Genomic DNA, 12,815 nt, shown 5'->3' with positions numbered 1-12,815 from the left:
CGATATGATGAGTACAGACAACCCCGGGTTGACAAACAACGTCCCACTCCGTAACATCGGGACAACACGAAATCAATGGATATAAAGGCGGTGGGAACGATGCCGGAATGGACTTCTTTTTGTTACGAAGGCAACGATCTTGGCTTAACATATACTCGTGCAGCAAGTACTTTTAAATTGTGGGCACCTACGGCACAACAGGTTTATATATTGATTTTTGACGATGAAGGGCATTACAACGATAGTGGTAAAGTACAAGATCATGAAAATGGGCAGGAACATTTCTTGACACGTGATGCGGACGGAATATGGAATCTGAATCTCAGCGGCGATTGGGCAGGACATTATTATATGTACCGAATTATCCATGATGATCAGCGGATTGAAGTAGTTGTTGATCCTTATGCCAGAGCGGTAACGGCTAATGGGCAACGAACGGCTATTATAGATCCGGAGACCACCAATCCGGTCGATTGGGACCTGGATGTCAAACCTGCTTTTCTGCGTCCTGTTGATGCCGTGTTATATGAGTTGCATGTCCGTGATTTCTCCTCAGACCCACATGCAGATATTCCGTATAAGGGAAAATATCTGGCATTCACGGCATCCGGTCTGACGGATAGAGCAGGCAATAGTATTGGCGTAGACCATCTTGCCGAACTGGGAGTCACTCATGTACATCTTCTGCCTGTGGCGGATTATCAGACGGTGAATGAACTTGCTACGGCAGAAGTGGGTTCAAATGTCAGAGCACCATACAACTGGGGGTATGATCCCCAGCATTATAACGTTCCCGAAGGTTCGTATGCTACCGACCCTCGTGATCCTGCAGTTCGAATTCGGGAGCTCAAATCACTCGTTCAATCGCTGCACAGACAAGGCATTCGCGTTGTACTTGATGTTGTCTATAATCACACGTATAGCGTGGAAGAGGGTCCTTTTGAACGGATTGTACCAGGCTATTATTACCGTTATCGGGAGGATGGCACCCTCAGTAATGGTTCTGGTGTAGGCAATGAATTGGCGACAGAACGTCCAATGGTGCGAAAATATATTCTGGATTCTCTCCGATATTGGGCAGAAGAATATCATGTGGACGGATTTCGATTTGACCTTATGGCCCTGATTGATACGGAAACGATGAATGAATTGACACGTGAATTGCGGGAGCAGATCGATCCGGCGTTTCTGATCTATGGGGAACCCTGGATGGGTGGAGATTCACCTTTGGACCGTAAAACATTAAAAGGAACCCAGCGAGGTCAGGGGTTTGCAGTGTTTAATGATCATTTTCGCAGTGCAATCAAGGGCGATAGTGATGGCAGTGGCAGAGGGTTTGTTACGGGTGCCGGAGGGCAGGAATATGAGCTTATTAGGGGATTAGCGGGAGCATTGGATGATTTCACATCTTCACCTGTGGAGGTTGTCAATTATGTAACTGCCCATGACAATCTCAATCTGTGGGATAAAATTGCGACAACAATGAACCTTAGACAGGAATTAGGATTTCCCGTATGGAAGGACGGACAGCCCGTGGGTGGCGGAAGTGCTGAGTCCGCGGTAAAAGCAGCAGATCCTTATCGGTATGTGGATGCAGATGATGTTTTGAATCATGAGATGGTTCGTCGCTCGTTACTGTCCTCCGGCATTCTGCTTACTTCTCAGGGAATTCCGTTTCTGCATTCAGGGGATGAGATGCTCAGATCCAAAGCCGGTGATCATAACAGTTATCGGAGCGGGGATGCGGTGAACGCCATCACATGGGCCAACAAATCACGCTTCAGACCGGTGTTTGACTACTATCGTGGTCTTATTCATTTGCGGCGAACACATCCCGCTTTTCGTATGATTGATGCTGAACAGGTACGAAATCACCTTCGTGTTATTCGTGCGGATGGCAATGTAGTTGCCTTTATACTTCAGAATGGTGCGAATCAGGACACCTGGAATCAGATTATGGTCATCTATAACGGAACGGAACATGAGCAGCATGTTGATCTGGGGGAAGGGGACTGGCATGTTGTAGTCAATGATCATCAGGCAGGCACAGACGTGATCGAGACTGTTCGTGGTACTGTTCAGGTAGAACGATGGTCCTTAATGGTACTGTATGACACAGAGCATGCTGGAGGCGCTGAACCATCAACAGTGGAGATTAGTTTTCCTCGCCAGGTATATAGTCCGAAGGAGACCACTCAACTGCGAGCGATCGTACGGGACAGCATTGGCAATGTTGTGGAAAAAGCTCCAGTTACCTGGACTTCTTCTGATCCGGATATTATTCAGATCCAGCCTGATGGAACAATCCATGCACTGGAACGAGGGGAAGCTTCGATTACAGTCCACTGTGGGGACATAACGGCAAGCTGTATGTTACAAGTGGATTATCGTCATGCTGAACGAATTGAAATTGTGGGCGAACCTGTCATGTACATGACTCGAATCAGTCGCTTCCGTGCCTTGGTTTTGGATCAATTTGGTCAGCCGCTTCAGGATTCAAATATACGCTGGAGCTCTTCTCATCCAGAACTTGCAGCGGTGAGTGCAGCAGGGATCGTACGTGCGATGACACCAGGAGTAACCCATATTATTGCTGAAGCTGGAGGAATCCGGGCAACGTTTGGCGTAACGATTCATAAACAGATTTCGCGAACCGTCACGCTTCGATACGAACGGGAAGACCAGCATTATGAAGGTTGGGATGTCTGGGTATGGGGCACAGGTATGGAGGACGGAGCCGTACGGCTGGAACAAGTCGGTAATGCCGCCGAAGCCCGCTTCCGCGTTGCTCCGGGTCTGCATCACCTGGGATTGATCATTCGATTGAACGAATGGGAAGCTAAAGATACGTGCGGAGACCGTTACGTGGACATTGTACCTGAAGACGGGGATGTACACATTATTGTCCGTAGCGGATCAGACGAGATGCAGATCATTCGTGAAAGTGAAAAAACAGAGGATCGTAATAGCGCATAGTTTCTTTATGTATAACGTCGAATGTAGTTCGTCAAAACCTTGTTAAACCAGCAGTTGGAAGAGATTCCTACTGCTTTTTTGGTCTGATTAGAAGCCACATAACTTGCCAAAAAATAATTAATTGTCCTGTTTCGTGTTTGAGATCCTCTATCATTGGGGTAAATATAGATATAGCCCACGATTCGGCCAAAGGAAAAAAGACCATTATGGTCTATGAGATAAGCCTTAGTGCTTTCCAACAAATATAATGTAGTGATCCCTTGAAGGAGGATGTTCAATCATGAAATCCAACGGAAAAATGGCTCAACTTACAGCAACGCCAAGAACGGAAAAGAAAGGTGCAGCACTGCGCCTGTTAAGACAAGGCGGACGAGTTCCCGCAGTCGTTTACGGCCCGGGACTTGAAGGTGCTTCAATACATGTAGATGAAAAAGAAATGCTGAAAGTGGCACGCACAGGCCGCTCCGAAATGTTCAACCTGAATGTTGAGGGCGGTAAAACGGTTCCGGTGCTGATCAAGGATCAGCAAGAGCGTAACGGACGTTTGCTGCATGTAGACTTTTTGCAAATTTCCAAGAACAAGCCGATCAGTGTAAGTGTATCGATCGACTTCCAGGGTACAGCGGCCGGCTCGAAAGCTGGCGGTGTATTCCAGACACAGGAGACACAGCTGGAAGTAGAAGGATTGCCTGCGGATCTGCCAACGTCCATTGAAGTTGATGTTAGTGGATTGGATATTGGCGATCGCTTGACTGCTGCGGATATCAAACTGGATAAAGGTTTGACACTCATAACATCACCTGAATCCATCATCGCTTCCGTCATGCCGCCACAAGCGGCTGAGGAAGAGCCAACGGCCTCTGCTGAGGAAGCTGAGCCGACAGCTGAAGAAAAAGCTACAGAAGAATAAGCCAAGCTACGGGATCTTGCCAGATCTCATGCTTAACCAAAGCCCAGTCCTAGTGACTGGGCTTTTTATATTTCCAGGACAAGAGAGTGTGCTAGTCGCATGAAAAATGAGAATGTACTACAATACATGTTAAAGGGTTAGAAAGTAGGTTTAATTCAATGTTTGATCCAACGGTGTATGACAATCTGAAAGTCGGGTTTGAGAATTATCTCTATGATATGGATAACCTGGACGAACGTATTCAGATTACGGGGCGTAAAGATCGGCTGGAGATGGCAGTGATGTCCAGAGAGTTTACATTACAATTCTGTCTCAGGGATCGTCCGGAAGTAACAGGAGAAGTTGTATTAAGCAGTTCCCTTGAGGAGCTTGCAGCGGAGATCCTGGAGACGCCTGGTGCGAATCCGGGTTGCCGCTTGGAACTACGGTTTAGTATGGTTGTGAAGGAGCCTGAGAAGCAGTGCCCAGCCATTCGTTCGATATTACAGAAGAGCTGGCCTGAGCAGAGGATGTGCCAGAGCATCAAGTATATCTTTGATGAACAGCCAATCATGTATAACGTCACGGCTCACGTTTATTTTGACCGCAGTGTGAATGAAGACCAGATGGGGGACATTGCTGAACTCTGTGAGCATATGGCAAATGTGATGAATCAATTATTACAGTTGCATAACCAGTAATTCCGAGAAAAGCCTTGTCTCTTTGTGGAGATCAGGGCTTTTTTTGTATTATTTTTAGAAAATTGTATAGGCTTTCAGGCTTAGGTTTAAGGTCTTTTGGGTTAATGTTTTACGCAAGCGAGTAAGAGAATGTATATTAAAAGGGGGTAAGAGTGCAATTGGACTATACAAAAATGGTGAAATTGCGAAAATAATATTGGGACTAAAGATTTAGTTCTGTACTAAAGGAACTAGTTTTCCTTGCCGATAAAATATCGAAGGGGAGAAACTACATGACAGAGAAATTAATTCGTCTGCTGCGTATACTTCAGGCTATACAAGCAAATCCTGGAATTTCGGCCAAGGAATTGGCGCTGAAATGCGGTACGACTGTACGCACGATTTATCGTGATCTCCGGATTTTGGATAGGGTCGCCCCGATTATGAATGAAGGATACGGCAAAGGTTACCGATTTATTGGTGAGTTTGCGATGTATCCATTAGATTTTACTGAACAGGAAGCAATGGTTTTCTCCTTGCTCCCGTCCGTAGTTGATACCTCCAAGTTACCTGCTGAGTTTGATTCAGCGTTTGACAAGGTTATGTCGGCTCATACCAAATTAAAATCAAGAAACAGTGACATTGTAGAGAATATTGCGGGAATTATTCGGATGGGCACGCCAGCTTATCGTGAGGAAGGAAAAGACCCTAATTTGCTGATTCCCATTATCGAAGCTATTCTAAGCCAGCAAACCATTCGTACTCAATATCATACGCTGACAAGAAATGAGATCACAGTCCGGGATATCGATCCCTATTATCTCATTCCACGTGATCAACGTTTTTATTTGATCGGATACTGCCATTTGCTGCAAAAAGTTCGATTGTTTCGGATCAGCCGTTTTTTGGATGTGACACGAACAAATGCCGGTTTCGACAAGGGTGATTTCAACATAACGCAGTACATGAAGAACACATGGTCTATTGACCGTGGCGACGAAAATATCCATTTCAAGGTAAGATTCTCTGAGAAAGTGGCCCCCTACATAAAAGAAGAAGAAATGTTTGTTCGCCCGCGAATGACGAATATGTCGGATGGGGGATTGTTATTTGAAGTGACACTGAATAGCAGCAGAGAATTTTTGAAATGGTTGTATCAATTTGGGCCCGAGGCAGAGGTACTTGAACCTCGTGAGTTTCGTAAAGAGATACGCAGGCAACTTGTCGAGTGGTTGGAACATTATGAAACCGATGTATCATTGTAAAAATTTTAATCATGGAGAAATACAGGAAAAGGAGCAGGTAATATGAGCACCAAATTATTCGCAGCTATGTATGGAATGGATCACTACCATGGAGTACAGGCTTTACATGTGGGGGATACCGTGTATCTCGTCAAAGATCCAGATAATCGTTTGGATCATCAAGCAATTAAGGTTGTTATTCCCCCGATTGGAGCCGTAGGTTATATCGTTAATGATCCGCTGGTCGTACCTCATGGATGTTGGGCTGGGACGGCATTCTACGATGTATTTCATCAACTAACGTGTGCCAAAGTACGATTCATGATGAGAGATATGGTGATTATGGAGTTAATTGAGATGAGTCACATTCCTGTTCCGCAGATGGATGCTTTGATTACGGGATGGCAATTTCGTGAAAAGGCTTGATCATCCTAACAAAAGAAGGCTCATTTACGGATGAGCCTGGTATAGGTCGCTTCCAGATGCATGGCTGTTCTTGCCCAACTGAAATATGCCCTTGCGCTGTCTCGACCAGCCTTTCCTAACTTCTCGGCAAAAGTGTGATTGCTTGCAAGTTTGTACAGGTAAGAGGTGAAACGTTGAGGGCGCTTATAAGCGGTGACAAGGTATCCATTGATACCTGATTCAATAATCTCACGAATACCTCCGTTATCCGAAGCAATGACGGGTAATCCTGAAGCCATCGCCTCAACATTAACCAAGCCAAAAGCTTCATGTTCTTGAGACGGACAGACCAGACAATCGACTGCCCGATACAACTGATCGATATGCTCATGGTTTATCTGACCACGGAAGGAAACATGGACCTTTTGTTTTTGGGCAAGTTGGCGAAGTTTACGCATGTAATACGGGGGTCCTTTGCCTGCAACAACCAGTTGAACAGGTACCTGTTGCTGAAGGAGGGCAGTCGCACGAATTAATACGTCTACACCTTTTCCAGGGATCAGCCTGCCGACATACAGAATAGAGAATGGTTTAGTTACTCCAAATTGTGTACGCAGATGAATCTGTTCTTCGCTGGATTCAACAGGCCTGAAGCGGCTTAGATCTGCACCCAATGGAACAACACTCATTCGGTGTTTTACCAACGGAAATCTGCGGCCTAACCTTTGTCGTAGGGAATGACTGTTGACGGCAATCCAATCAGCTTTTTTCATTAATGTGAGTTTGGAAGGCCCGGGCTGAGCAAACGTTAACGAGTGAAGATAGAGTACAACGGGAGTGCGTGGAAAAGCTCGTTTGATGGTAGCCATACTTCGTGGCCTGTTATCCACTTGAATTACATCGTAGGGTTGTTGGGATAACAAACGTATGACTGCTTTGGTGTACATGACAGGACTCGACGCAGGGACACGTTGAATGGTGATCCCATCGATCTGTTCTGTGGCGGCGAGACCTTGCATTTGACGACTTATAATGGTCACCTGATGGCGATGGGCTAGTTCACGAGCGATGCCCAGGATACAGATTTCCACGGAACCATTACCGGGCAAAGGCAATTTCTCGGGCGCAACCATAGCTATTTTCATGATCCGGCTCCTTCTTGTCCGACATCTGTAACAATCTTCGTCATATATCTTATGAGAAGTTGAAGCATTTGGCTCCTGCGAAATGGTAGGTGAGCCAACCATATAAGCGTGCAGGAATAATCTGCTGCATGGAAGGAAGCGAGATATTCAGCTTTTGTGATATACTGTACGGGAACAATTGAATTCGTTACATGTATAAAAGCAGGAGGAAAATAATGTTACATTCTACGCTGGGACGCTTCCGGCTGATGTTGTGGTTGCAGGGCATTTCGTACGTGTTGTTACTGTTTGTTGCTTTTCCGTTGAGAGATGCCGGGGTTATGCCACAGGCTGTCACATGGTTTGGGAATCTGTACGGTTTTTTGTTTTTAATGTATTTGTTATTTATGGTGACTATGTACACCTCACAGAAATGGCGTCTGCGCCGTCCAATTGCTCTGTTCTTTGTTTCTTTCATTCCACTGGGGAATATGATCTACGATGTTGTCGTATTCCGTAAGTTGTATCGTCAACTAAATAAAGCTTGACTTTATTTAACGTTATGAAATATGATGAGTACAGGTTAAACAACCCGTTCCAACTAAAACTACATATTCCTGTTAAAGGGGAGTAGCTTTTACAGTAAAGTCGTCAATTCGGGATCATATCCCCGGCTTTATTGGCAGCAATTTTGTTGTTAGCGAGACCTTTACCAAGTTTTCATGCTCGGTAAAGGTCTCTTTTTGTGGATATAAAAGGACCTTACCAGTGATGGTAAAGGTCCTTTTTTTTGTACATCATAAGAATATTAAGGAGGAGTCAATGTTGGATGTTTCATTATTATTAGAATATGGGTGGGTGCTTGCTGTCTTAGTGGTCCTTGAAGGATTACTCGCAGCAGATAATGCATTGGTACTCGCAATTATGGTTAAACACTTGCCTGAAGATAAGCGCAAAAAAGCGTTGTTCTATGGTCTGATGGGTGCATTTGTTTTCCGTTTAGGTTCGTTGTTCCTGATCTCTTTCCTCGTCGATGTATGGCAGGTGCAAGCGATCGGTGCCCTGTATCTCCTGTACATTTCGATTAACCATATCGTTAAAAAGATACTGGGTAGTCGCAATAAGACAGATGAAGCAGCTGATTCAACGCCGAAGAAACCGAAAAAACAATCCGGTTTCTGGATGACCGTTTTCAAGGTCGAAGTAGCGGATATCGCATTTGCAGTTGATTCCATTCTGGCTGCTGTTGCTTTGGCCGTGGCGTTGCCACCAAGTGGATTGCCTCCAATTGGCGGACTCGACGGTGGACAGTTTATCGTTATCTTCCTCGGTGGATTCATCGGGCTTGTGATCATGCGTTTTGCAGCCTCATACTTTGTAAAATTGCTACATTCCCGTCCAGGACTTGAAGTTGCGGCCTTTGTCATCGTAGGTTGGGTAGGGGTTAAGCTGGCAGTTATTACACTCGCACACCCTTCATTGGGTGTTCTGGATGAGCATTTCCCGGAAAATAAAATTTGGAAATTCGGATTCTATATTGTACTGATCACCATTGCGGTATGTGGTTGGTTCTTGTCTTCCAAAGTTCCTGAAAAAGAAGACGAAAATCCGGTTGAAGAGTTGGAAAAACAAGCAGGACTGTAATAATCATGTTACGCTAACAACATCATTATTATTTGGGAAACAGGAGATTGTCCTAGGACAATCTCCTGTTTTTGTTTACATATGCAATCTACACCATGGACCAATTTCCAAGAAAAGGGTTGACACATGAATTCTAGTCCCCTTAATATAAGACTAACATTAACGAAGGGAGGCCGAGAGACATGATGCTTGGTTATGATTTGATTAAAACAGGGCGCAACGTAGACACAATAGCATATCCGGCTCATCGTTTCATTGGCCTCATACGGTCGACATAGGGGATAGGCATATCGTTTAGCAGTTTTATAATCGATATGCGTTCTTCGCTTATATTATAGCGATGGATGACAGACACACAGCATGTTTATGCTGTTCTGTTCTCCGTTATTGTCATTCAGTAGAAGTCATGGGCGATTAGCCTATGGCTTTTTTTAGTTTTATTTTACAGATGAATCAGCAAACCGAATTTGCTGAACGTACAGGAAGGAATAATACACTTTTATGAATACAGAATTTAATTTATTTACCAATCCAAATGAAATCGCAGGTGGCTACCGGCATGAAGTAAAATTGCCTGCAGGCGACCTAACCGTATATGCGGCGCAACAACTCTTCTCCTCGCTTGATTACAAGGTGTTTGAGATGGCAAACAATAATCTGCAGATTCCGGGAATCTCTTATATGAGTTACACGCCAGACGTACACGTCGGTGTAGGTACGTGCATTGGAACGACAGCCGTGTGGGATGCGCAGACCGGATATGTTTCTCCCTCCATCGTGGGCAGTGACATCGGCTGTGGCATGCGAGTGCATATGACAAACTTGCACAAGGACGAATTGAAAGACATCAAGCTCCGTCGCAAACTCGTCAAGGCCATTGAGAAAGTATTGCCGATGGAGGCGAACCAGCGAGGTCATTACTCGGATATCAGACTGGAGCATATTGTTCGTAAAGGACTGCATGGTTTACCCAAAAAGTATATTCCGGACAGCTATACACCGAAAAAATCAACCGCGATGACACATGTGGAAAGCAGTAAGTTCAGTTACGATGAGGATGTGTTAAACCACGTTCCTGATATGACATGGCATCGTTCGCATCGTCAGCTCGGAACACTGGGTGGGGGGAATCATTTTGCCGAGATCCAGGCGATTGAGATCGCTGAAGAGAATCGTGAAATCGCCGAAGCTTGGGGATTGTATGATGGACAGGTCGTGATCATGATTCATTCCGGCTCTCGTGCATGGGGTGGGTATGTAAGCCAGACGAGTTCGTCAGCGATTGCCAAAGTCATGCAGCGGCTTAACCTGGGTACATCCGATCCCAGACTGGTATTTGCTCCACTGGAGCATGCGGAAGGTCGTCATTATGTGAACATGATGTATTCTGCATTGAATTACGCTGTTGTCAATCGTCACCTGATTGCGTATGCTATTCGCGAAGCATTCCGGGATGTGTTTGGCTCCAAATGTGAATTTCGTACGTTATACGATCTGATGCACAACTATGCCTGGGAGGAATCTCACGCAGACCAAGGTTCTGTTTTTGTGCATCGCAAAGGGGCGACACGTGCGTTGCCGGCAGGTCATCCGGACAATCCAAAGCCTTATCTGGCAACAGGGCATCCGGCGCTTATTCCCGGTTCCATGGGAACTGCTTCATATATCATGGTAGGTCAGCCGCAGGGTGCTGATAATTATTATTCAATATGTCACGGTGCGGGTCGGATCCGTTCACGGACGGCAACGAAACGATTGATTAGCGTGGAAGATTTTGCTACGGCACTGGGTGTGGGTACAGAAGATGAGATCGTGGTAAATCAACGCTCACTTGAATCCATTATTGATGAATCACCTCAGGCTTATAAAAATGTAGATGAAATTATAGACAGTGTTACCGGCGCAGGCCTGGCTCAAGTTGTAGCCAAATGCAAACCGCTTGTAGCGGTAAAGGGAGCGAAATAATGACAATAAACGAAAAACAAACAGATCCAACCCAGGCGATCTATACCTATGACGAACAACATGATACCCGAATTCGAGTGGAAGGGTACGCCATCTATTCAAGGCTGATTCGTGGAATCAGTGAGGCGCTCCTTCAGCGCTATGGAGTTGAGTACAAGCTTTATGCCAGTTCTGATCCGAACAATGAATACTGGGAGTTACTCCGGGAAGATCTGCAAAATGGCAGTGACGAAGTGGAGTTGGTAGCCCGTATATTCGAAGATCTGGAGCTTCAGACCTTGCATTACGACGATGATGGAGATGTGCCTACTTATGGTGTGCACTACTCCATTCGCAATAACGTATTTGCTTATCCGAAATGGGGCGTAGCACTTGTGCGGGTTCCGTTTTTCCGAGAAAACGGGATCTACAGTGAAGACTTTGTCTTTGCCGTCGGTGATGAGGAGATGAAGCAATTTCTGGGAAGTGTCCGGGAACGGGAACGTCAGCAAAATATGAAAAAAGTAACGGTCTACACCGATGCCCGCAATGGCAGCGATCGTCATGTGGAATCCATCACTCGCTCCGTGGGAAGAGAGGATGTTGTTCTTTCGGCACAGATCAAGCAGGATATTTTCCGCTCGCTGGATCAGTTCTTCGAAGCGGATCGTTCCTTTTACAGAGATTATGATATCCCGTACAAACGGGGCATTTTATTGTATGGGCATCCGGGGAATGGTAAGACCACGTTGGTAAAATCCATTGCTGGAAGTATCCCGGGCCCGGCTGCGTATTGGCAGATTACGGAATATACCAACAGTGAATCAGTGCGTGAAGTGTTCGAGGCTGCCAAACGGTTGGCGCCGATGGTACTGATCATTGAGGACATCGATTCAATGCCGGATGAAGTCCGTTCCTTTTTCCTGAATACATTGGATGGAGCTACGTCAAAAGAAGGCATTTTCCTGATTGGGACAACGAATTATCCGGAGAAAATAGATCCTGGCCTCATGAACCGTGCCGGACGGTTTGACCGGGCTTACGAAATTCCGTTGCCAGATGAAGCGCTGCGCCTGCAATATTTGCGCCAACGAGGCTTTACCGTATTTGCGGGTGAAGAAGGCACGGTAGAAGCAGCTCGTCTGACCGACACGTTTTCTCTTGCACAACTAGGTGAGTTGTATGTGAGCGCTGCGCTGGAATGGCATCAGAATGGACAGACAGACATTGTGAAAGTCATTCAGTCGATGCGTGGCGAGTTGGACAAGAGCCATAAACATACTTGGCTGGCGCAGCCAGGTAAGGGCCGTGCAGGCTTTTATTGATCAGACCTAACCCATCCATCCTATAATATGACGCAAATTTATAAATAATCCTACCTCAATTGGTGATACTAACCTTGTCTGCTCTAACATACAATGACTTTCGGGAGGTACATAACGCAGCCCTGAGCTGGTGAGATGCCGGAAAGTAACGCGATCTGTTTTCCATACCTGACTAAGGCTTGTTTTGCAGAGAAAGATGCATGGGGACAAAAGGTAATATGCAAAAATTTTTATGCCAATTGTTTAAATGCTTCTGTAGCGGTTAATAGTAGACAGACAACAACAAAAACTTTAATTAGAGGTGAATGATATGGGTTGGTTATGGTCATTAATTATCGGTGGTATCATTGGATGGTTGGCAGGTTTGATCGTTGGTCGTGACATTCCAGGTGGTGTTATCGGTAACATCATTGCTGGTTTTATCGGTGGATGGTTAGGTGGAGTAATCTTGGGAGATATGGGTCCTGAGATGGGCGGATTCTACATTGTACCTGCATTGATCGGTGCGATCGTTCTTGTAGCCATCGTAAGCTTGATCTTCCGTTCGATGGGACGTAGTCGCGGGTAACTTAATTAAGATAATT

General features: G+C 45.6%; 11 protein-coding genes. 10 read left to right on the top strand and 1 reads right to left on the bottom strand.

Annotation, left to right across the window (positions count from 1 at the left end; translation table 11 throughout):
• Positions 1-99: 99 nt before the first annotated feature.
• The 5 genes from pulA (at position 100) to BS614_RS26670 (ending at position 6,215) form a co-directional block, all read left to right on the top strand.
• The gene (gene pulA, locus BS614_RS26690; protein ID WP_074096172.1) at positions 100-2,976 is read left to right on the top strand and encodes a type I pullulanase; all 2,877 of its coding nucleotides are present in this window, start codon (positions 100-102) and stop codon (positions 2,974-2,976) included.
• 280 nt (positions 2,977-3,256) lie between these two features.
• Positions 3,257-3,886 carry a 50S ribosomal protein L25 gene (locus tag BS614_RS26685; protein WP_074096171.1) on the top strand — a complete coding sequence of 210 codons (630 nt, stop codon included), beginning with the start codon at positions 3,257-3,259 and terminating at the stop codon, positions 3,884-3,886.
• A 158-nt stretch (positions 3,887-4,044) separates the two neighbouring features.
• Entirely contained in the window at positions 4,045-4,566 is a 522-nt protein-coding gene (locus tag BS614_RS26680; RefSeq protein ID WP_074096170.1) for a hypothetical protein, read from the top strand.
• A 272-nt stretch (positions 4,567-4,838) separates the two neighbouring features.
• Positions 4,839-5,810, top strand: coding sequence for a helix-turn-helix transcriptional regulator (locus BS614_RS26675; protein ID WP_074096169.1), 972 nt, complete (start codon positions 4,839-4,841; stop codon positions 5,808-5,810).
• 42 nt (positions 5,811-5,852) lie between these two features.
• Entirely contained in the window at positions 5,853-6,215 is a 363-nt protein-coding gene (locus BS614_RS26670) for an HIRAN domain-containing protein (protein WP_074096168.1), read from the top strand.
• Positions 6,216-6,235: 20 nt separating this feature from the next.
• Here BS614_RS26670 and BS614_RS26665 read toward each other — a convergent pair whose 3' ends face one another.
• The gene (locus BS614_RS26665) at positions 6,236-7,339 is read right to left on the bottom strand and encodes a glycosyltransferase family 4 protein (protein ID WP_074096167.1); all 1,104 of its coding nucleotides are present in this window, start codon (positions 7,337-7,339) and stop codon (positions 6,236-6,238) included.
• A 215-nt stretch (positions 7,340-7,554) separates the two neighbouring features.
• On the opposite strand from BS614_RS26665, the gene BS614_RS26660 reads away from it, so the two are divergent.
• The 5 genes from BS614_RS26660 (at position 7,555) to BS614_RS26640 (ending at position 12,799) form a co-directional block, all read left to right on the top strand.
• Positions 7,555-7,866: a DUF3817 domain-containing protein gene (locus BS614_RS26660; protein ID WP_036617062.1), complete on the top strand. Its 312-nt coding sequence runs from the start codon at positions 7,555-7,557 to the stop codon at positions 7,864-7,866.
• A 274-nt stretch (positions 7,867-8,140) separates the two neighbouring features.
• The gene (locus BS614_RS26655) at positions 8,141-8,962 is read left to right on the top strand and encodes a TerC family protein (protein ID WP_082219174.1); all 822 of its coding nucleotides are present in this window, start codon (positions 8,141-8,143) and stop codon (positions 8,960-8,962) included.
• Positions 8,963-9,463: 501 nt separating this feature from the next.
• Entirely contained in the window at positions 9,464-10,927 is a 1,464-nt protein-coding gene (locus BS614_RS26650; protein WP_074096166.1) for an RtcB family protein, read from the top strand.
• A complete protein-coding gene (locus BS614_RS26645; protein ID WP_074096165.1) occupies positions 10,927-12,231 on the top strand; it encodes an AAA family ATPase in 1,305 nt (434 codons plus the stop codon). The genes BS614_RS26650 and BS614_RS26645 overlap by 1 nt, the downstream gene beginning before the upstream one ends.
• A 310-nt stretch (positions 12,232-12,541) precedes the next feature.
• Positions 12,542-12,799: a GlsB/YeaQ/YmgE family stress response membrane protein gene (locus BS614_RS26640; protein ID WP_017686880.1), complete on the top strand. Its 258-nt coding sequence runs from the start codon at positions 12,542-12,544 to the stop codon at positions 12,797-12,799.
• Positions 12,800-12,815: the final 16 nt, after the last annotated feature.

This window comes from Paenibacillus xylanexedens, from assembly GCF_001908275.1.
In the GTDB taxonomy this organism is placed as follows: Bacteria; Bacillota; Bacilli; order Paenibacillales; family Paenibacillaceae; genus Paenibacillus; species Paenibacillus xylanexedens_A.
Note: the sequence above shows the minus strand (reverse complement) of the source record. Positions and strands in the feature narration are given on the sequence as shown.